This is a genomic window from Pedobacter nyackensis (genome assembly GCF_032678475.1).
GTDB classification, from domain to species: Bacteria; Bacteroidota; Bacteroidia; order Sphingobacteriales; family Sphingobacteriaceae; genus Pedobacter; species Pedobacter nyackensis_A.
In genome coordinates this window covers 1,275,612-1,296,526 of record NZ_JAVTSF010000001.1, presented here as the reverse complement: position 1 = coordinate 1,296,526, position 20,915 = coordinate 1,275,612, and the positions used below count along the sequence as shown (strand labels likewise).

At 39.7% G+C, this 20,915-nt stretch carries 15 protein-coding genes and 1 other RNA gene; 11 read left to right on the top strand and 5 right to left on the bottom strand.

Annotated features, from left to right (window positions below; all coding sequences use genetic code 11):
* The first annotated feature begins 238 nt into the window (after positions 1-238).
* The 9 genes from R2Q84_RS05230 to R2Q84_RS05190 all read left to right on the top strand — a co-directional run bounded on the left by R2Q84_RS05230 (position 239) and on the right by R2Q84_RS05190 (position 12,595).
* Positions 239-733 (top strand): AraC family transcriptional regulator, encoded by a 495-nt coding sequence (locus R2Q84_RS05230; RefSeq protein ID WP_316815473.1) that lies wholly within the window; start codon positions 239-241, stop codon positions 731-733.
* 77 nt (positions 734-810) lie between these two features.
* Entirely contained in the window at positions 811-1,413 is a 603-nt protein-coding gene (locus tag R2Q84_RS05225; protein WP_316815472.1) for an AraC family transcriptional regulator, read from the top strand.
* An 85-nt stretch (positions 1,414-1,498) separates the two neighbouring features.
* A complete protein-coding gene (locus R2Q84_RS05220; RefSeq protein WP_316815471.1) occupies positions 1,499-3,760 on the top strand; it encodes a heavy metal translocating P-type ATPase in 2,262 nt (753 codons plus the stop codon).
* 169 nt (positions 3,761-3,929) lie between these two features.
* The gene (locus R2Q84_RS05215; protein WP_316815470.1) at positions 3,930-5,000 is read left to right on the top strand and encodes an efflux RND transporter periplasmic adaptor subunit; all 1,071 of its coding nucleotides are present in this window, start codon (positions 3,930-3,932) and stop codon (positions 4,998-5,000) included.
* Between the two features lie 20 nt (positions 5,001-5,020).
* Positions 5,021-8,140, top strand: a complete 3,120-nt coding sequence (locus R2Q84_RS05210; RefSeq protein ID WP_316815469.1) for an efflux RND transporter permease subunit — start codon at positions 5,021-5,023, stop codon at positions 8,138-8,140.
* Positions 8,137-9,480: a TolC family protein gene (locus R2Q84_RS05205; RefSeq protein WP_316815468.1), complete on the top strand. Its 1,344-nt coding sequence runs from the start codon at positions 8,137-8,139 to the stop codon at positions 9,478-9,480. The genes R2Q84_RS05210 and R2Q84_RS05205 overlap by 4 nt, the downstream gene beginning before the upstream one ends.
* Positions 9,481-9,567: 87 nt before the next feature.
* A complete protein-coding gene (locus R2Q84_RS05200; protein WP_316815467.1) occupies positions 9,568-10,992 on the top strand; it encodes an MFS transporter in 1,425 nt (474 codons plus the stop codon).
* A 7-nt stretch (positions 10,993-10,999) separates the two neighbouring features.
* Positions 11,000-12,064 carry a ferredoxin--NADP reductase gene (locus R2Q84_RS05195; RefSeq protein ID WP_316815466.1) on the top strand — a complete coding sequence of 355 codons (1,065 nt, stop codon included), beginning with the start codon at positions 11,000-11,002 and terminating at the stop codon, positions 12,062-12,064.
* Positions 12,065-12,142: 78 nt separating this feature from the next.
* Positions 12,143-12,595: a hypothetical protein gene (locus R2Q84_RS05190; RefSeq protein ID WP_316815465.1), complete on the top strand. Its 453-nt coding sequence runs from the start codon at positions 12,143-12,145 to the stop codon at positions 12,593-12,595.
* Positions 12,596-12,702: 107 nt separating this feature from the next.
* On the opposite strand, the gene R2Q84_RS05185 is transcribed toward R2Q84_RS05190, so the two are convergent.
* The gene (locus tag R2Q84_RS05185; RefSeq protein WP_316815464.1) at positions 12,703-13,275 is read right to left on the bottom strand and encodes a dihydrofolate reductase family protein; all 573 of its coding nucleotides are present in this window, start codon (positions 13,273-13,275) and stop codon (positions 12,703-12,705) included.
* 126 nt (positions 13,276-13,401) lie between these two features.
* Between R2Q84_RS05185 and R2Q84_RS05180 the strand changes: the two genes are divergently transcribed.
* Both R2Q84_RS05180 and R2Q84_RS05175 read left to right on the top strand, forming a co-directional pair.
* Entirely contained in the window at positions 13,402-15,984 is a 2,583-nt protein-coding gene (locus R2Q84_RS05180) for a phosphatidylglycerol lysyltransferase domain-containing protein (RefSeq protein WP_316815463.1), read from the top strand.
* An 11-nt stretch (positions 15,985-15,995) separates the two neighbouring features.
* Positions 15,996-17,390 carry an AcvB/VirJ family lysyl-phosphatidylglycerol hydrolase gene (locus tag R2Q84_RS05175; protein ID WP_316815462.1) on the top strand — a complete coding sequence of 465 codons (1,395 nt, stop codon included), beginning with the start codon at positions 15,996-15,998 and terminating at the stop codon, positions 17,388-17,390.
* A gap of 170 nt (positions 17,391-17,560) precedes the next feature.
* Here R2Q84_RS05175 and R2Q84_RS05170 read toward each other — a convergent pair whose 3' ends face one another.
* The 4 genes from R2Q84_RS05170 to R2Q84_RS05155 form a co-directional block, all read right to left on the bottom strand.
* Positions 17,561-17,854 carry a hypothetical protein gene (locus R2Q84_RS05170; RefSeq protein WP_316815461.1) on the bottom strand — a complete coding sequence of 98 codons (294 nt, stop codon included), beginning with the start codon at positions 17,852-17,854 and terminating at the stop codon, positions 17,561-17,563.
* A 192-nt stretch (positions 17,855-18,046) separates the two neighbouring features.
* Positions 18,047-18,643, bottom strand: coding sequence for a hypothetical protein (locus R2Q84_RS05165; protein WP_316815460.1), 597 nt, complete (start codon positions 18,641-18,643; stop codon positions 18,047-18,049).
* A 625-nt stretch (positions 18,644-19,268) separates the two neighbouring features.
* Positions 19,269-19,633, bottom strand: a transfer-messenger RNA (tmRNA) gene (ssrA, locus tag R2Q84_RS05160).
* Between the two features lie 65 nt (positions 19,634-19,698).
* Entirely contained in the window at positions 19,699-20,901 is a 1,203-nt protein-coding gene (locus tag R2Q84_RS05155; protein ID WP_316815459.1) for a pyridoxal phosphate-dependent aminotransferase, read from the bottom strand.
* Positions 20,902-20,915: the final 14 nt, after the last annotated feature.

The window sequence follows — 20,915 nt, the reverse complement described above, 5'->3', positions numbered from 1 at the left end:
TATAAGGGAATTATATAAATTTTTTCAGTAATTGTGTAGTTTTCGAATATTACTAAGTAAGTATGTTTGCTGGAATTGATTTGATGATATTCATCAATTGAGTTAATAGTGCAGGATTTAATTACATAGTATAATGGGTGTTTTAGTAGTCAGTTTATTAGCCTTTTAAATGAAGGTGTCAATAAAAAATATGGTATGTAGCAGGTGCATTGTTGTTGTAAAACAGATGTTTGAAAAGATGCATATAAAACCTGTAAGTGTACAGCTGGGAGAAGTTGAACTAGAAGAGGATCTCTCTGATATGCAGATGAATGATTTAAGAAATTGGTTGTCAGAAAATGGGTTTGAGTTATTGGACGACCGTAAAATGGTGTTGGTAGAAAGAGTCAAGAATCTCATTATTGAAATTATTCATGGGGCTGACAGAATAGATTTAACGATTAAATTATCCTACCTGATTCAACAAAAATTGAGTATTGATTATAATTATGTCAGCTCACTTTTTTCAAATATTGAAGGCATTACAATTGAACAGTATATCATTCTGCAGCGCATAGAAAGGGCTAAGGAATTCTTGGAATACAACGAACTTACATTGAGTGAGATTGCTTATAAATTGGGTTACAGTAGTGTCCAGTATCTTTCTACTCAGTTTAAAAAGGCTACGGGTTTTACTCCCTCTCATTTTAAAAATATAAAAGAAAATGCGCGCAGACCATTAGATCAGTTGTAAATTCTATAAATGTTTTCTTGAATCGTGTAACAGCAACATTAATAAGCTGTTTTATTTTTGAGTATAAATATTTTGTTATGGAGAAGAACAATAAGTTACTCATTAAAGGGATGGTTTGTAATCGGTGTATTACCGTATTAAAGGATGAATTATTCAAACTCGGTTTAGATATTTCGAGTATAAATCTGGGAGAGGTAATATTAAAAGAGAATAGTAAAACTCCTGTGGATGAACCAACTTTGAAAGTGGTTTTACGAAAGAATGGATTTGAACTACTATATGATAAGAATGAGCAGTTGATCACTGAGATAAAATTGGCAGTTGAAAGTGGTATCAACGAACAATCGGAAACTGGATACCCGGTTAAATTTTCAAAGTGGATTAGTGAAGAATTAGAGCGAGACTATGATTCGCTGAGTGCTATATTTTCTCTTACCCAGGGTATTACGCTGGAAAAGTACATTATACAAAAGAAAATTGAGGAAGTAAAAGGACTTTTAGTTTATACGGAAAAGTCGTTAACGGATATAGCCAATATCCTGGGGTATAGTAGTGTGGCTTATCTTTCGCGGCAATTAAAGAAACATACGGGCTTCGATTTTGCTTATTATAAAAGAATAAGACAGGACAAACTTGTCATTATGCAGAACAGTCTTAAGCCAAAAAGCCAGGGCGATTAATCTTACAATTATATACATCTTTCCGCCAATTGTATAATGAGCCCGGCATTGTGCCTCTTTAATTTTGTTGTAAAAAATAACATTTATGGAAGCACTCGGTTTAGATGAAAAACACAAGAAAAAACAATCACAAAATAATTATATAAAAAAAGCATTTCCTGTTTTGGGAATGACTTGTGCCGCTTGTGCGGTAAGTGTCGAAAGCATGTTGAAGTCGGCCAGAGGTGTCTATGATGCTGGCGTTAATTATGCGAATCAAATTGCCTGGGTTGAATATGATGAAACGGTTAAACCGGAAGAATTACAAAATGTAATGCGCGGTATCGGTTATGATCTGATTGTTGATGCAGAGGATTCGCAACAGGTCCAGCAGGATGCGCAGGTCAGGCACTATGAACAATTGAAAAAAAGAACCATTTGGGCAGTTGTACTTTCCATCCCTATATCGGTGATCGGTATGTTCTTTATGGACATGCCTTATGGTAACTGGATCATGATGACCTTGACGATACCGGTAGTTTTCTACTTAGGGCGCAGCTATTTCATCAATGCAGCTAAACAGGCCAGATATAGAAAAGCGAATATGGATACACTGGTTGCTTTGAGTACAGGTATTGCTTTTATCTTCAGTGCCTTTAATACCATTTATCCTGAGTTCTGGCATCAACGCGGCCTCCATGCACACGTTTACTTCGAAGCGGCGGCGGTGATTATTGCTTTTATCTCTTTGGGCAAATTGCTGGAAGAAAAAGCAAAATCCAATACCTCGTCAGCCATTAAGAAATTAATGGGGATGCAGGCAAAAACAGTGAACATCATTATTGACGGCGTGGTACAGGAAGTCCCTGTTTCGCAGGTACAGGTTGGAAATACTATTGTTGTAAGGCCGGGAGAAAAAATACCCGTAGATGGAGTGGTAAGTGAAGGAAGCTCTTATGTAGATGAAAGTATGATCAGCGGTGAACCTATTGCAGTTGCGAAAACAAAGGGTGAAAAAGTGTTTGCAGGCACCATTAATCAGAAGGGTAGCTTTGAGTTCAAAGCTGAAAAAGTAGGTGGTGATACCATTCTGGCCCAGATCATTAAGATGGTACAGGAAGCGCAGGGAAGTAAGGCACCTGTGCAGAAACTGGTAGATAAAATCGCTGGTATATTCGTTCCGGTAGTTATTGGTATTGCTATACTTACCTTTATAATCTGGATGCTAACCGGCGGTGAAGCTGCTTTCACCCATGCATTGCTGACTTCAGTTACTGTGCTGGTTATTGCATGTCCGTGTGCACTGGGACTAGCTACTCCGACTGCTATCATGGTAGGTGTAGGAAAAGGTGCAGAAAATAATATCCTCATCAAAGATGCAGAAAGCCTGGAGCTTGGTCATAAAGTGAATGCAATTATCTTAGACAAAACGGGTACGATTACAGAAGGCAGGCCTGTGGTGACTGATGTGATCTGGGCAGATACAAATACAGGTCATGACCTGAATAAACAGATTTTATATACCATGGAAGGCCAGTCTGAGCATCCACTTGCAGAGGCGGTGATCAACCATTTAAAAGAAGAGGGGGTAATTACGGTTCGCCTGGCACAATTTGAAAGTGTTACCGGAAAGGGTGTAAAGGCTGTTCATCAGGAAGTACCATATTTTATCGGTAACAAGACATTGATGGATGAATCCGGGATCTCGGTAAGTCAGGATTTGCTCATTCAAGCTGAAGTATGGCAGGGGGAGGCTAAAACTGTGATTTATTTTGCGGATCATAAAAACGGACTTGCAGTAATTGCCATCGCTGACAAAATTAAGTCTACTTCACAGGAGGCTATTGATACACTCCAGAACAGGGGGATTGAAGTTTACATGCTTACCGGAGATAACAAACAAACAGCTGCCGCTGTTGCTAAACAAGTGGGTTTAAAGCATTATAAAGCGGAAGTAATGCCTTCGGATAAGGCAAATTTTGTAAAAGAACTGCAATCAAAAGGCAAAACAGTTGCAATGGTTGGTGATGGTATTAACGATAGTCATGCACTTGCACAAGCCGATGTGAGTATAGCGATGGGTAAGGGATCTGACATTGCAATGGATGTGGCGAAAATGACCTTGATCACTTCTGATTTGAACATGGTACCCAAAGCATTAAAGCTTTCTGGTAAAACAGTAAACACCATCAAACAGAATTTATTCTGGGCCTTTATTTACAACCTCATTGGTATTCCCATTGCAGCTGGTTTGCTGTATCCTATAAATGGATTTCTATTGGACCCCATGATTGCTGGCGCAGCAATGGCATTGAGCTCTGTTTCGGTGGTCAGCAATAGTTTGCGGTTAAAGACTGCAAAATTGTAAAACTAATTTACTCCTTTTCTGCTGCCCGGTTTTGCCGGGCTTTTTTTTTAAAATAACCCTATGGGAATTCTATAACTCTTACCTGCAATAGTGTAAAGGTTAGGGTAGCAATGCCGGTAGTTTTGTCCCTGTTATAAACAACTATTTGTTCCAAATTATTTATCATATCATGTTAAAAGATACAAATAAATTAAAAGCTATTTTCCTTCCTGTACTATGCAGTATGTTGCTGGTTGCATGTGAGGGTAATAAAGAAGAAACACAAAAAATGTCGGCCGCAGAAGGTGCTGGTGTCAGCAAATTAGAGGTGGATGCAGTTCTCGTGAATGAAGAGAACCTGAACCAGGAAGAGCTGATTGTGGGCACTATGGTCCCTTACAGTCAGGTTGCTGTTGTTAGTGAAATTGCCCAAAAGATTATTCAGGTTGCTTTTCAGGACGGTGGATATGTCAGTAAAGGACAATTGCTCTATAAACTGAATGACGCAGACCTGAAGGCGCGGTTAAAGGGATTGGATGCTGAATTGAAACTAGCTCGGCTGAATGAACAAAGGATGAGTAATCTGTTGAAAACGGAAACTGTAAATCAGCAGCAATACGATGAAGCTGCGATGAAATTACAAGGTCTGGAAGCACAACGGGAAGTGCTCCTGGTGGAATTGATTAAGACCGAGATCAGGGCTCCTTTTTCAGGAACTATTGGTATTTCAAAGGTTGATCCGGGTGCTTTTGTATCGCCAGGTACGGAGCTGGTTAGTTTGCAGGATCATCGCACCATTAAGATAAATTTCTCTGTGGCGGAAAAGTACCTTCCCCTGGTTAAAACAGGCAATAAAATTAATTTTACAACAGCACTTTCTGATCATCCGCAGGTTGCTGTTATTAAGGCAACTGAAGCCGGACTTAATGCCCAAAACAGGGCTGTACAGGTACAGGCAATCACTGCTAATCCGGGTGGAAATTTCAAGGCAGGTTTGTCTGTTAAGATCTATTTTCCGACATCAGCAGAAAATGCAAAAGCGATTAATTTACCAACTGAAGCACTCATCCCGGGTGGAGATGGATATAGTGTTTTTTTAGTTAAAAATGGTCTGGCAAAATCAGCACCTGTCAGCATTGGCAACAGAACTGAAACCACTGCTATCATTACCTCCGGCTTAAATAACGGCGACAGTGTTATTGTATCTAATCTTCTTCGCCTTGGTGATGGTATGCCGGTTCAGGCTGTTGTTTCCAAGTAATCAATTTCAAGTTTAAAGCTATGAGTTTATCATCATTAAGTATAAAAAAACCGGTTCTGGCGGGTGTATTTTCCGCCTTTATCGTGATTATGGGCATTGTTGGATGGAAATATTTAGGGGTCAGGGAATATCCGCTGACAGAGCCACCAGTGATCTCGGTTGTTACCTATTACCCTGGTGCGAGCCCTGACGTGATTGCTTCTAAAATTACCAAGCCGATGGAAGAATCTATTGCTGAATCCAATGGTGTCAGAACAATTTCTTCAGAATCCAGGGAGCAGGTGAGTGTGATTTCTATTGAATTTAACCGGGATATTGACCTGGAAGATGCACTTAACGATGTCCGTGATAAAGTTGCCAAATCCAGAAAACAACTTCCAGCTGATGTAGATCCGCCTGTTGTTGAAAAGGCATCCTCACCGGATAATCTGGTCGCCTTTTTAGAAGTAGAAAGCGATACTAAGGATATCAGAGAGGTAAGTCACCTGGCTGCTACGGTCATAAAAGACAGAATGCAGTCCATTCCCGGTGTTAACAGTGTTGCCGTCGTTGGTGAACACAAGTATGCCATGCGGCTACAGTTTGACCCGGTTAAACTGGCGGGTTATATGCTTACTCCCGAAGATATCCGACAGGCATTATCAAGAGAGAACATTGACATACCTTCTGGAAGAATAGAAGGCGAAAACAATGAGCTAAGTGTACGTACGCTTGGCCGCTTAACTACCGTAGCTGATTTCAATGAAATGATCATTAAACGTGAGGGGAATACCGTAGTACGATTAAAAGATATTGGCTCAGCGAAGCTGGGAGAAGAAAACGAGCGAACGGCAATTATCAACGAGACCGGTAATTTAAACCGGATAGGAGTGGGTATTGCTGTTCAGATCCAGCGAGGTGCCAATGCGATTAAAGTGGTGGATGAATTTCATGCCAGGCTAGCTCAATTGCGTAAGGAAGTTCCCAAGGAATACCGGTTGATCGTTGGTTTCGATTTTACCAGTCCTGTGCGTAAATCCATTAAAGAGGTAGAAGAAACTCTTTTTATAGCCTTCGGTTTAGTGGTACTCATTATCTTTCTTTTTCTCCGTGATTGGCGCTCTACCATTATACCAGTGCTGGCAATTCCAGTCTCTATTCTTTCCGCATTTTTCATTATGTATGTGGCAGACTTTTCTATTAATGTACTCACTTTGCTGGGATTGGTACTTGCGATAGGTTTAGTGGTTGATGACGCGATTGTGGTACTGGAGAATATCTATAAAAAAATCGAAGAAGGCATGTCGCCGGTCCAGGCCGCTTTCAAAGGTTCTAAAGAAATATATTTCGCGGTAATTTCTACCACCATTACCCTGGCGGCTGTATTTATGCCGATTATTTTTATGGGCGGGATCAGCGGACAGTTGTTTAAAGAATTTGCCATTGTTGTATCTGGTTCTGTATTGGTATCTGCTTTTGTAGCTTTAACACTTTCGCCAATGTTGAGTGCCTTGTTGTTAAAAAAGAACGACAAGCCAAACTGGTTATACCGAAACACAGAGCCATTTTTTATCCGCTTAAATAATGGCTATGCGAATTTGTTAACCGCTTTTATGAAACGCCGCTGGTTGGCTCCAATATTCTTAATCGGGACTGCCAGTCTTATATATTTTGTAGGGAAGAAGCTTCCGTCCGAGCTTGCTCCGATAGAAGACAGATCGAACATGAGTTTGATTGCTATTGCCCCCGAGGGTGTATCTTTTGATTATATGCAAAAGCGGATGACCGAAGTGGGTAAATATGTGAATGACTCTACGGGCAGCAGGTTGTATCAGACCTATTCGATGGTAGGCATTTCTTTTATCCCGGCGCCGGCACCGGTTAACATTGCTGTTCAGAGTATTTATCTGAATGATCCTGAAAAAGGTAAACCTTCGACCCAGGATTTATACAATCAATATGCAATGGCATCTGCTCAGTTCAAGGGTTTTCTTTTATTCCCTTATCTGCCGCCAACAATCGGTACACGTTATGGCGGTGGTATGCCGGTTCAATATGTACTTCAGGCTCCAACACTGGATAGCCTTAACAAGGTACTTCCGAAGTTCCTGGCTGCGGCACGTCAGAGTAAAAAGCTCATGTTCGTAGATGCCGATCTGAAAATCAATAAGCCAGAATTAAAAATCAATATAGACAGGCAAAAAGCTGCGTTAATGGGTGTTTCTGTACAGGAAATATCAAGGGCTTTACAGCTTTCGTTTTCCGGGCAGCGTTATGGTTATTTTTTACGATCAGATAGGCAATACGAAGTTATCGGTCAAGTAGAACGCAAAAACAGGAATGATATCAGTGATCTTCGTTCTATTTATGTTCGTTCCGCTGATCAGCAGATGATCTCTTTGGATAATCTGGTTACAATTGATGAAGGGATCAGTCCGGCTGCGATTTATCGCTATGATCAATATACTTCTGCAACAGTTTCTGCAGGACTTGCTCCGGGGATAAGTCTGGAAGCGGGGATTGAAGAAATGGGACGGATAAAAAAGGAAGTATTGAACGAAAACTTCAAAACGAGTTTGGCGGGGCAGTCCAGGGATTATGAGGAAAGTCAGGGCAACATAGCCTCTACACTAATTTTGGCCTTGTTACTGGTTTACATGATCATGGCGGCACAATTTGAAAGTCTTCGTGATCCGCTGATTATCATGCTTACTGTGCCGATGGCCGTAACTGGAGCAATTCTTAGCTTATACTGGTTCAACCAGAGTTTAAATGTGTTTAGCCAGATCGGAATCATCACCCTGGTGGGATTGATCACTAAAAATGGAATTCTGATCGTAGAGTTTGCCAATCATTTGAAAGAAGAAGGACTTTCAAAATATGATGCAGCCATACAAGCAGCAGTATCACGTTTTCGTCCAATTCTAATGACTTCTCTGGCGATGATATTCGGTGCGTTACCAATTGCCTTTACTGTGAATAGCCGTCAGTCACTGGGAATTGTAATAGCTGGAGGGTTAACCTTTGCCGGGATTCTTACCCTGTTTATTATCCCTGCAGTTTATTCTTATTTGTCGGGAACTAAGCGGAAAGAAGTGATTGAAGAAGAAAATGAAGAAATGGAATCAGATCATGCTGATCTATTAAAACAAAGACAATGAAAAAGAAATTTTTAAATATACCACTGGCTTTGCTGCTGTTATTTTCGGGCAAAGTTTTACATGCTCAGGAAAAAGGATTAAGTCTTGCAGAGGCATTGGCGATGGCCGCAAAAGGTAATAAGGAACTTCAGATACAAACGCTGGAAGAAATTCGTTTTAAGGAGATTACCCGGGAAACGAAGAGTAGGTTGTTACCCGGTATTTCAGCAAATATGGGTTATTCACGTTACTTTGACCGCCAGGTGATCTTCCTTCCAGGTTCGTTTGCAGGAACAAGTAAGCCTGTACAGGATATTACAGTGGGTGGAAAAAATGCTTTCAATGGGTTTTTATCGTTAAATCAGCCAGTGTTTATGGAAAATGCGCGCCGTCAAAAGGCAGCGGCTATGATTGATGAGAAAATTCAGAAGGAAAAAACGAATGACCTGGAAAGCCAATTGGTTTTCCAGGTCTCAGCCAGCTATTTTGAACTGCAGTTAATGAGTAGTCAGCTCAACTTACAGCAACAAAGCTTGTCGAGGAATATCAGGGCACTGGTAGATACCAGGGCATTGTTTGCAGAGGGAAGGGGCCTGAAAGTGGATACTTTAAGAAGTTATATTGCAGTTGAGAACTTAAAGTCTTCCATATCCTATTTAAGAAACAATATCGAGGTAAGTGGTATTCAGCTAAAAAGACTGATTGGTTTAAATGAAGCGATAGAGATAAAGCCTACCGACAGTTTGAATGTTGAATCCGATCGGGCAGAATTTTATACGCTTGACCAGGCTTTAAAAACGGCGGAACTGAACCGTCATGATATTAAATTGCAGAGACTTTCTATAGAACAGGGAGAAAAGCGATTGTCTGCCAGTAAAGCGGAACATCTGCCTCAGGCTTCAATTATAGGTCAGTATCAGTTACAGGCACAGGCAGATCACCTGCGTCTGGGCAGCTATACGGTACCGCGCACTTCATTTCTTGGATTTCAGCTTACTGTACCGATTTTTAACGGAAACCGTACCAATGCTCAGATCAATCAGGCCAGGATCAAAGTACGGCAGGAAACAATCAGGTTAGATGATGTAAAGGAAGAAATGAATGCTGAACTGGCGGCCATCATCAGCAGGTGGAAGGAAGCCAATGCGCAGCTCAATATTCACAAAACAACGGTTGATGCTGCAGTGTTAAATTATGCTATGATGAACGATCGTTATAAGAACGGGTTAAGTTCCAGGCTTGAATTAACAGATGCAGAATTGGCGCTGACACAAGGCAAGATCAATTATTTACAGGCGGTATATCATCTGAAAGTATTGCATGTTGAGTTACAACGGTCTTTAGGTTTGTTAAAGTTATAGGCCTGCCAAAACTCTATAACATATTCCGGTAATTGTATAAAATCTGGCGCCAGGTGTTGTCTAATTTTGGCATAAATAATAAAATTTATGTCTAAAAAAACAACACAACCAATTATAGAAGCGCTGCCCTATCCTAAGCGATGGGCAGCGCTTTCTTTGCTATGTATGGCCCAGTTTATTGTGATTATGGATACGTCCATAATCGGAGTAGCCTTACCAGCAATCAAAACCGATCTGGGTTATTCGCAAACGGGCCTTCAATGGATATTTAATGCCTACGTTATTGTTTTTGGCGGTTTCCTTCTTTTAGGGGGCCGTATGTCGGACTTGTTTGGCTCTCGTAAGGTTTTTATGTGGGGATTTGCCATTCTGACTGGCTCCTCTCTTTTAGCGGGGATAGCCTGGTCTGATGGAATTTTAAACACAGGTAGAGCATTGCAGGGCTTAGGTGCTGCTCTCATTGCGCCCGCTGCGTTAACCATGGTTTTAACCAAATTTACTGACCCAAAGGAACTGAACAGGGCTTTGGGCTTCTGGGGTGCTGCCGCTGCTGCAGGAGGTTCGGCCGGTGTATTTTTTGGTGGTGCCATTACGCAATGGCTTTCCTGGGAATGGGTTTTCCTGATCAATATACCTTTGGGCCTGATCGTGTTGGTGTTAAGCCCTCGTTTATTACTTAAAGGCGCAACACGAAAAGGGAAAGTGGATGTTCTTGGTGCTATCCTGGCCACAGCAGCATTAATCCTGATGGTATACGCTATTGTTTCGGCTGAAGCTGCGGGCTGGGTTTCGCTTCAAACGTTAGGATTACTGGGCTTAGCTGTTGCATTATTTATCGTCTTCTTAGCCCTGCAAAAAAATAAAACGGAGCCGCTTGTACCTTTATCTATCTTCAAGGTGCCTAATCTTTCAGGTGGCAACCTGGTGATGGGCTTACTTGCGGGAGCCTGGATTCCGCTATGGTTTTTTCTTAACCTCTATTTGCAGCAAGTGTTAAACTATTCAGCTTTTAATAGTGGCCTTGCTTTATTGCCTATGACCTTTGCCATCATGGTTTTTATGATGGGGGTTACCGGGAAGCTTGTTGCTAAATTCGGTTTTAAAACCACACTGATAGCGGGATTTATAGCTCTGACGGCGTCTCTGCTTCTTTTTAGTACTGCTCCCGTAGATGGATCTTTTATGGTTAATGTATTACCCGCATCTCTGTTGGGGGCACTAGGTATGTCGCTCGCTTATATCCCTGGAACGATTGCTGCTATGTCGGGTGCAAAACCGGAAGAGACAGGGTTGGCTTCTGGCCTGGTGAATACCAGTTATCAGATTGGTTCAGCACTGGGACTTGCGATCATAGTCGCTGTTGTAGCCGCAAAAACTGATATGGTGCAAGCTCAAAGTACAATAGATGCGGCATTATTGAATGAAGGTTTCCGCACGGCATTTAAATCTGCTGCTGTAGTAAGTGGCATTGGTGCATTGATTGCGGTTTTTTCAATCAGGAGATTTAAGTAGTTGAAGGATGCAAAAACGTAAATTTATCTGGTTAACCCGGAACTTAACCTGGGAAACAAACGACGCGGTTACCATTGTCTTTGATACAGGAGGATCCGCGTTCAAATATTTGCCAGGGCAATTTATCAATATCAGCGTTGTGATAAATGGAGAAAAACTAACCCGTTCTTATTCCATGTCTTCTTCGCCAGACATCGACCCTTATCCTGCCATAACGGTAAAACGGATACCAGAAGGATTGGTAAGCAATTATCTGGTTAACCATGCTGAGGAAATCCGCGAATGGGAAATAGAAGGTCCATTTGGTTCATTTGTCCCAGATGAAAGTAGTTATCGGACAAGCCATGTTGTATTGTTGGCTGGAGGAAGTGGAATAAGCCCTTTGCTGTCCATAGCAAAATCGTTGCTGGCTAAATCACCCTGTATTCAGCTTACCTTAATTTATGCAAACCGCAACTGGTACGACGTGATCTTTGGTGACACTGTGGAAGCCCTGACTATGCAATATGGAGAGCGGCTGACCATATTCCATGCCCTGTCGGGGAAGAAGGGCACAAGCTTGCCTTTTGCAGGTACTTTAATTGAGGGGAGGTTGAGTAAGTTAGTTGTCAAAAAGATATTAAAGCAGACAACTATGGGGATGCCTTTAAATGCTCATTTTTTTGTTTGCGGCCCTAACGGGCTGATGAAGATGTATAAGGAAGTACTTGAGTCTTTACAGGTTCCTGAATCAGGGGTTTTTATGGAACAATTTACTGCCGGGGATGCATCGGACGAGCAGTTAAATCTGCCTGAAATCACGCATGAGGTATTGGTTCATTTTTATGAACAAACCCATTTGATTGAAATACCTGCGGGAACGACGCTATTGAGCGCTGCCTTGAAGGAAGGGATTGCTTTTGGGCATTCCTGTAAAACCGGAAGCTGTGGTTCCTGCGTAGCAATACTAACCTCAGGAAAAGTTAAGATGGTTAAAAACTATGCATTAACGTCAAAGGAAGTAGAACAGGGTATGATTTTACTGTGCCAGAGTTATCCTTTAACTGAGGATGTAACTATTGAATTTGACTAAAATTTCATAAAAGAATGCCACAATTATACAATAGCCAGCTTGTTTAACGCTATAGCTTTGTACTATCAATTATTGATTATGAAAACACTTGGTTTAAACATCAGCAACCTGAAGGATGGTTATTGCATATCAACGGTAACACTTTCGGTATTAAACACTCCGGGAGCATATTTGATCGCTGTACTGCCAGGTGTTATGGTGATTTCCTATGAACCGCTGATCACATCTGTCGAAAAAATAGTCAAATCGGTAACGCGTCTCGGATATAAGATTAAAAAAATAATTCAACAAAATTCATTAACACAAATATTAGCATCAATGAAAACGTTAAAATTTAAAACGAACATTAAATGTGCCGGATGCCTGGCAAAAGTTTCTTCGAACCTCAATGAGACAGCAGGAGAAGACAACTGGGAAGTAGACATTAATACCCCTGAAAAAATATTGACTGTTATCTCCGATGAGGTAGATGAAGGTTCCATTATTTTTGCAGTTAAAGAAGCTGGTTTTAGTGCAGACAGCTTAAATTAACATTTTTTTTAAATGTTTTAATACCGCTAACATATACGTTAGCGGTATTTTTTTAATAACTTATCTAATTGTTTTCTCAACTCAGGATCGGCATCTGGCGTTACCTATTAATCTCGTTTTGTTTCGTAGTGAAGTGCAATTACTCCGCAAGAAAATGTTTTTGTCTCTATCAGATTCAGTTTTGTCATTTCAGCTACATCTTTAAACAGGGGAATTCCATGTCCAAGTAAAATTGGATTGACAAATAACCAAAATTCGTCCACTAAACCCTCGCTTAGTAATGAATGAGAAGCAGAAGGACTTCCAAAGATTAAAATGTTCTGTCCGCTTTGCTGTTTTATTTTATTTATGTTGTCTGCAAGTTGCCCACTAATAACTGTGGTATTGTTAAGCCCTTTTTCGCTGATGGTCTTTGATAAAACAATTTTTGAAACTTTGTTGTACCAGGCCGAATGTTCTTTATCATGTTTTGACGCGTTTGGATGGTCAGCAGCGGTTGGCCAGTAGCTTTGCATCATTTCATAGGTTACTCGTCCATAAAGTGCAGTGTCGGCTTTGTCCGTCATAGTGGCAACAAAGTCAAACATTTCTTCGTCTACATTTATCCAGTTCATCTCTCCATTAAGTCCGGCTACAAAACCGTCAAGTGAAGTATGCATGAAAAAAATTAAATTTCTCATTATGTTTTTGTTGAATTGATTATACCTTTTAAATATACGAAATCGCGTGGTTACGATGATATGAGAATGTGAAAATGGTTTATCTACTCAGAATATTTGCTTATATTGATGTAAAAAATGGTGCCTATGAAATCTTTTAAATTCATTCCCCCATTTATTCGGGAGAATGGAAAAATCATAGTTGGATTTATATTCACGGTTTTTTTTCTTGCACTTTTCATCTGGTTCATCAAACATGAACAAGGTGAACTTAAGCAAGTGAGACAGTTATTGCTTAGGGCCAACTGGGTTTGGATTTCATGGGGGATTTGTTTAAGTATAGTATATCTGTTTGTCCATGGGATGATGTACAGATCGGCATTTTTAACAATTGGGAGCAGAATTTCTGTTGGCAATGGCACACTGCTATATTTAAAAAGAAATTTCGTTAGTATCTTTTTGCCAGCAGGTGGGGTTTCTTCATTGGCTTTTTTTAGTGGTGACATTGAAAAAAAAGGTATATCTCAATCCCAGATCAATTTTGCTTCTTCTATATATGGTTTTGTAGGGATCTTGTCTGTAGTGGTAGTGGCCATACCTGTGTTTATCTATGCAATCTTCGAAGGCAGCATAGGAAATGGCGAAGGGCTTGGTTTAATTGCTGTATTGGTATTAATTGCTGCAATTTATGGCCTTTATAGATCAGTCATCAGTGAAGGGAAAATCTATCGTCTCATTATAAAATACGTTCCGACGATTGAGATTTATTTGGCTGACTTCAGAAGCAACGCGATAGAAAGGAATAGTTTCTTAAAAACTCTGGGCTATAGCATATTTATAGAAGTGATTGGCATTGTACATATTTACATCGCAATGTTGGCATTAGCGATTGAATCTTCCATAATTAATGCAATGGTGGCCTATATTATTGGTGTTGTTTTTCTTATTATATCTCCATTTTTAAGAGGTCTTGGTGCAGTCGAAGCCTCTATGACCTATATGCTAATAAGACTAGGCTACTCCAGTGCCGAGGCTATATCAATTACTTTTGTGTACAGATTTATGGAGTTCTGGATTCCTATGCTGCTGGGGGCATTCAGTTTTCTGTTAAAGATCAACAAGCTTTTAATGCGCATACTTCCTGCATTGTTGCTTTTTTTAATGGGGGTTGTAAATCTGATATCGGTACTTACGCCCGCCATTCATTCCCGTCTTCATTTTTTAAAAGATTTCCTTCCGGTCGAGGCAATCAGGGTCTCCAATTATTTTGTGTTTACTGCGGGTTTATTTCTGCTGGTTACAGCTGCATTTATGCTGAAGGGATTACGCATTGCCTGGTATTTTGCATTGGGACTGTGTTTTATATCTTTGGTTGGTCATATAACTAAAGCAATAGATTACGAAGAATCCTGTTTTGCCTTATTAGTAATTGTCATTCTATTTATCTCAAGACGAGAGTATTATATCAAGACAAACCCAAGAACGCGATCAGTAGGTATCCAGGCTATTTTATTGAGCATCGGCGCTGTGATACTCTATGGTACTATCGGATTCTATTTTTTAGATAAAAAACACTTCAATATTGATTTTAGTTTGTGGCAGTCAGTCAGGTACACCATGGAAAACTTTATCCTGATCGGAAGTAATGATTTGGTGGCTAGTGATAGGTTTGCGCGTAACTTCTTATTGTCTATTAACATCAGTGGATTTCTTTCCATCGCTGTCCTGATCTACACGCTGATTCGTCCTTATATTCCTAAGTCTGTCATTGAGGATGATGAACTGGAATGGGCCAGTCTACAATTGGAAAAACATGGAAATTCTTCACTGGACTATTTCAAGACCTATGGAGATAAACTCATATATCGGGATGGGGACGGTTTTTTGGCTTACCGTCTTTCAAGAAATTTTGCGGTGGTACTGGAAAGCCCTGTCTGCGCGCCGGAAGACAGCATGCGGCTGATCCGGTCTTTCGACAAATATTGTGAGGAAAAGGGTTTAAAAAATCTCTACTACCGTGTTTCTGAAAATGGTTCAACCGTTTTTGAAGCACTGAATAAAAAGAAGTTGTTTCTTGGGCAGGAAGGTATTGTTGATCTGGAAACTTTTAGTTTAGCAGGGGGAGGGCGTAAATCGATTCGCAATGCACTCAAGAGAGTATCAGACAGCGGTTATACCAGTAAAGTTTACCATGCACCTATTAAAGACGGAATCCTGCAAAGGCTGAAATCTGTTTCCGATGAATGGCTTAAAGATACCGGGAGAACAGAAATTGTATTTTCTCAGGGGATGTTCGATTGGAATGAACTCAAAACACAAACTATTATTACGGTAGAAAATGCTGAAGAAAAGATTGTTGCTTTTTTAAACCTCGTGCCAGATTATGTAGAAGGTGAAGCTACTTATGACCTGATCAGAAAAACGGCAGATGCACCAAATGGTATTATAGATTTTATTATGGTGGCTATGTTTGAGCATTTAAGGCTGGAAGGCTTTAAAAAGGTGAACATCGGTTTTGCACCTATGTCCGGCATCAGTCATGCTAAAAATATACCTGAACGCTCTATGAAATTCGCCTATGAAAGAATCCACGCATTTTCCAGATATAAAGGTTTAAGAGACGCTAAAGATAAGTTTTCACCAATTTGGAGCAATAAATATTTAATATACAGCCAGGATTATGATCTTTTACAAGTACCCGCAGTATTGAACCATGTCATTAAACCTTAAACAGAACTATTATGAAAGTTATCCGATTGTCGATATTGTTGCTGCTGTTGCTATGCCTTAATCGTAAAGTATCTGCTCAAATTGATACCAGTTCTGTCACCTTTAGTAAATTTGGTAAGATTTTGGTTTATCATCCAAAGGGAAATCCGACTTCGGTAACTTTATTTGTTTCCGGTGATGGCGGCTGGAAGGGCGGGGAGATGAAAATGGCAAAAATCCTGGTTGCTCAAGGATCAATGGTTCTGGGAATAGATGCGAGGCATTATGATTACTATCTTTCAAAACAAACTTCCGATTGTTTGTACCCTGCGGCAGATTTCGAAGCTCTGAGTTTGTCTGTACAAAAGAAATATAAGTTTGGGAATTATTACAAGCCCATATTGGTGGGGTATTCATACGGTGCGGTGTTGGTTTATGGAATTTTAGCACAAGCACCCGCTAATACTTTTAAAGGAGCCATTGCTCTGGGATTTTGTCCTGATATTAATCTTAAAAAGCCGCTGTGTAAGGGAAATGGGTTAACACAGCGTGTGCTAAAAGCTGGCGTTTCTTTTTATCTGGAACCTAGTATGAAATTAACCTCACCATTTATTGTGCTGAATGGGCAAAAGGACCTGACTTGTCCTTTTGCTGCAACTGAGAGTTTTATGAAAGGGATGCCTAATGCTGAACTGCTTTCGCTGAACGTTGGTCATGGTTTTTCTGCTCTGGACAAATGGCAGCCTGCACTGATACAGGCTTATCAAAAAATAGAGAAGGCAGCTGGTTTTGCTAATATCAAAATGTTGGATAATTTACCATTGAATGTGGTAGCATCTGCCGTAAAAACCAGCTTGCCATTGGTTTTTATGATCTCAGGTGATGGTGGTTGGACTAGTTTTGACCAGTCGCTGGCTGAAACTCTTGCTGATCGTGGCTTGTCTGTTGTAGGACTGGATGCACAGCGGTATTTTTGGAAAGAAAAAACACCAAACGGAACTACGGATGACATTTCCAAGGCGATTCTACAGTATAGTAATGAGTTCGGTAAAGATGCATTTATTTTAGCTGGATACTCCTTTGGTGCTTCAATTGTTCCTTTTATTGCCAATAGACTTTCACCGAACCTTAAATCGAAATTAAAGGGTATAATTTCTCTTTCACCGGATGTAACGGCCGATTTTGAAATTCATATCGCAGACATGTTAAATTTCGGCGGCATTCGCCCATACGATGTACCTGAAGAATACAAAAAGATCCGGGAAATGCCTGCGGTTTGCCTTTTTGGAGCTGCTGAAGATCAGGATACCACAAATCAGTTTAGAAAGGTAGGAGTTAAAATAGGAATTATACCAGGGAACCATCATTTCAATGATGATTTCACAAGGATAGTTAGTGCGATGTTAAAAGAAATCAACCTGAAATAACCCAGAACTTGGAAATTTAACAAGGAAATGTTCAGCCGGAATAGCAGGCTCAATTTTTAAATGTTATTGTGCATGCCCAAAAAATGCTATAATCATTAATATTGAAATTATTCCTGCGGGTATTTCCATGATTATTTGTTTGTTAGATCTTGTTGTTAGGTTGCATGTGGTTAAGATTTGGGTGTTTTTTCTTCCTTTTCCTTCATGTATACTATATACTCATTGAGTAGATTGTAATTATCCCTTAGTAATTGATTTGTTTCCTCCTGGTTCTGTAGCATCGTTTCAACCTTCCAGTACCAAAGCATGATAGATCTTAAGGCAAGGAATATTAGGATTGTAATTACTAAGGATAGTATTAATCCTAAACTACCTGGTACGTTTGTAAAGCTTCCTGAGGAGGTTGCTTGTGAATAGGAGGCTAGTGGTATCGCAAACGCGAGTAACGTTAATAGTTTTTTCATTGTTTGTTTAAGTTTCGTTAATTTATTTATCTATCCAAATTTGTTAAATGGGTCAACAACATTAAACCGTTTAGTTGGCTACCATGTATTACATGTAATGCAGCCTCCGTAACTTTATTTCTGATGCCTCGTTTTCGTTCCTACTTTTCACGTTTGATGGCTACTTTAGTTGTTTTGGAGGTTGCGTGTGGTTTAATATTTTTTATTTGTTAACTCATCAATCCTACGCTGAAGGTCCTGACGTTGTCTTTCAAGCTCTTCGGTGTCGCCGGATGAGATAACTTTAAATGTTTTGTTTAGAATAAAGATATGATTCTGCAATACAAGAGCGTTAAATTTGTTTCTGGCTCTAAACGAATGTTCAATTGAATAGCCGTCAAATATAGGCTTATATGATTTCTCTAATGAAGATCTAAGTGCATTTAGGCTGTCAGTCGATAGATTTACTTCATTTTGCATGTTTACATAATATTTATAGGTACTATCTTGAGTATAATCTCCGTCAGCACGTCGTTTAGCATCCCATATTTTTCCCTGCAAAGCGTCTTTTCCGTTAGTGAAACTTTCTAATATGTCATCAATTCGCTTTACTTTTTTAGTGTCTTCAAATGCTGTATAAGTCTTTTTTAATTTACTCCATGAAGAGGGTTGATAGCTAGACGGGTTATTTAAGTTTCTTTTTAAATAGGCTGAGCATGCGGATTTAGCTTTTTGAATCTCTATAGCAGTTTGGCCGAACACACTTAAAGTTGTGAATATTACAAGAAGCGTTAAAAATGATTTTTTCATTATTTTTTTGTTTAAGGTTCGTTAATTAATTTATCCAAATTTATTAAATGGATCAACAACATTAAATTTTAGTGGTTGATTGTTGTTAAATATAGATAAAACGCTGTAAAATAAGAAAGAGGGGCTATTTTCCACTCTTTGCTTTTAGTTCCATGGCGGGGATGGGCTTATTATCGAAGCCCTGGTTAAATTACATATATACTTATGAATTTTTGTTAAGTTTTACATTTATTGTTTATTGAAATGAACTTTTGTGTTGTGTTACACTTTTCCTAATGAATTTGAGTGTGCTTTTGATCACTTATTTTACTGCATTATGCGTAAGATGTAATAACTGTCCCCATCCATCGGGCGAACTGTCGCTGAAAGTACCTGTTAATCCTTCAAAGGGGCGTTGTGTCAACTCCATGGGCAGTCTTCTATTCCGAACATTTTCGGCTAATTTTTATTGTGCTTTGGATGGAGATGTAAGTGATAACATAATAGCAGTAATGTGATTTATTTAGTGATTACTAACATTATAGTAGTACAAATATGGGTAATTTTAATTAGAGAAGTGATTTGTATCGAAGTTATTAGTTGTATAAAACACAAGAAGCAGCTCTTTGGAGCTGCTTCTTGTGTTTGGTGGAGTCGAAGGGTTTCGAACCCTTGTCCAGTTGTGCGATAAATTATGCCTTCTACATGCTTATTTTCCAATTAATTGTAGGGATCTGGCGGGCTGGAAACCGACCTAACCGTTCACCTTAGGTACTTTATCTCGCAACTGTACCGTACCTTACAATTGCCAGCGCTGTTATTTCGATGCCCCATATTCTAACCTAACAGTGCAGCAGTTAGAGGGACAAAAGCTATTTAATTCTAAATTAAGCAGCTAAGGCGTAGTTATTTTCGCCAATTATAGTGTGAACGTTCTCTTTTAAGTGCTCTCCGTACAACGCACTGCATGCTAACATACTTAGCTTCACCCTGTCAAATCCATACGACCCCAGAATGTCCTGATGGTGTGTGGTTAACAACGCCTTTCCAACCATCAGGACACAAATATACGAAAATTATGCCATATTTCTATCAGGATACTGTTGTAAAGCAACATCAAGGCAGTCCATAGCTTTATTAAGGTCTTCTGTATTCAAAACATAAGCCATTCTTACCTCATTTTTACCTGACCCGGCTGTAGAATAGAATCCTGTTGCAGGAGCCATCATTACAGTTTGGCCTTCATGATCGAAGCTTTCCAGCATCCATTGACAGAATTGATCAGCATCGTCGATAGGTAGTTTCGCTACTACATAAAAGGCCCCACCCGGATTAGGGCAAAATACACCTTCCATGCTGTTTAATCTTTTTACCAAGGTATCTCTACGTAAAGTATATTCTTTATTAACGGACTCAAAATAACTGTCAGGTGTATCTACTGCTGCAGTTCCGGCAATTTGTTCAACCATACCCGGACTTAATCTTGCCTGAGCAAACTTTAATCCTGATTTAATTACTTCTTTGTTTTTTGTGATTAAGCATCCCAGTCGGGCTCCACAAGCACTGTATCTTTTGGATACGGTGTCCATGATCACCACATTCTCGTCTAGTCCTTCCAGGTGCATTGGCGAGATAAATTCCCTGCCATCGTAACAAAATTCACGATAGGCTTCATCAGAAAATAAGAATAAATCGTATTTTAAACACAATGCTTTTAAGGCTTCCAATTCTTCTTTTGAATATAAATAACCTGTAGGGTTGTTCGGATTACAAATGATAATGGCTTTTGTGCGTTCTGTAATTAGTTTTTCAAATTCTGCAATAGGAGGTAAGGCGAAACCAGTCTCGATATGAGATAAGATTGGTTTTACCACAACATTACTCATGCAGGCAAATCCATTATAGTTTGCATAAAAAGGTTCAGGGATAATAATTTCATCACCTTCATTTACGCAGGTTTGCATAGCAATAGTGATGGCCTCAGATCCACCCACTGTAACCAGGATATCTTCAGGCGTAATGTTGTAACCTAATTTATTGTAATATTCTGCAAGTTTAGTTCTGTAACTAAGCGTTCCTTCGGATGGGGTATAGGCCCAAACATTGAAATCTATGTTTTTGATCGCATTTAACATTCCTTCCGGAGTAGAGATGTCTGGCTGACCAATATTTAAATGGTATACTTTTTTACCATCTTTTTTTGCCTTGTCAGCAAAGGGAGTAAGTTTTCTTATAGGCGAAGCGGGCATTTGCAGGCCCTTTTCCGAAATATTTGGCATAGTTCAAAATTAAA

Bases quoted from the DNA above. Each gene is read 5' to 3' on its own strand.
- R2Q84_RS05230 (WP_316815473.1), top strand. From the start codon at position 239: ATGCATATAAAACCTGTAAGTGTACAGCTGGGAGAAGTTGAACTAGAA.
- R2Q84_RS05225 (WP_316815472.1), top strand. From the start codon at position 811: ATGGAGAAGAACAATAAGTTACTCATTAAAGGGATGGTTTGTAATCGG.
- R2Q84_RS05220 (WP_316815471.1), top strand. From the start codon at position 1,499: ATGGAAGCACTCGGTTTAGATGAAAAACACAAGAAAAAACAATCACAA.
- R2Q84_RS05215 (WP_316815470.1), top strand. From the start codon at position 3,930: ATGTTAAAAGATACAAATAAATTAAAAGCTATTTTCCTTCCTGTACTA.
- R2Q84_RS05210 (WP_316815469.1), top strand. From the start codon at position 5,021: ATGAGTTTATCATCATTAAGTATAAAAAAACCGGTTCTGGCGGGTGTA.
- R2Q84_RS05205 (WP_316815468.1), top strand. From the start codon at position 8,137: ATGAAAAAGAAATTTTTAAATATACCACTGGCTTTGCTGCTGTTATTT.
- R2Q84_RS05200 (WP_316815467.1), top strand. From the start codon at position 9,568: ATGTCTAAAAAAACAACACAACCAATTATAGAAGCGCTGCCCTATCCT.
- R2Q84_RS05195 (WP_316815466.1), top strand. From the start codon at position 11,000: ATGCAAAAACGTAAATTTATCTGGTTAACCCGGAACTTAACCTGGGAA.
- R2Q84_RS05190 (WP_316815465.1), top strand. From the start codon at position 12,143: ATGAAAACACTTGGTTTAAACATCAGCAACCTGAAGGATGGTTATTGC.
- R2Q84_RS05185 (WP_316815464.1), bottom strand. From the start codon at position 13,275: ATGAGAAATTTAATTTTTTTCATGCATACTTCACTTGACGGTTTTGTA.
- R2Q84_RS05180 (WP_316815463.1), top strand. From the start codon at position 13,402: ATGAAATCTTTTAAATTCATTCCCCCATTTATTCGGGAGAATGGAAAA.
- R2Q84_RS05175 (WP_316815462.1), top strand. From the start codon at position 15,996: ATGAAAGTTATCCGATTGTCGATATTGTTGCTGCTGTTGCTATGCCTT.
- R2Q84_RS05170 (WP_316815461.1), bottom strand. From the start codon at position 17,854: ATGAAAAAACTATTAACGTTACTCGCGTTTGCGATACCACTAGCCTCC.
- R2Q84_RS05165 (WP_316815460.1), bottom strand. From the start codon at position 18,643: ATGAAAAAATCATTTTTAACGCTTCTTGTAATATTCACAACTTTAAGT.
- R2Q84_RS05155 (WP_316815459.1), bottom strand. From the start codon at position 20,901: ATGCCAAATATTTCGGAAAAGGGCCTGCAAATGCCCGCTTCGCCTATA.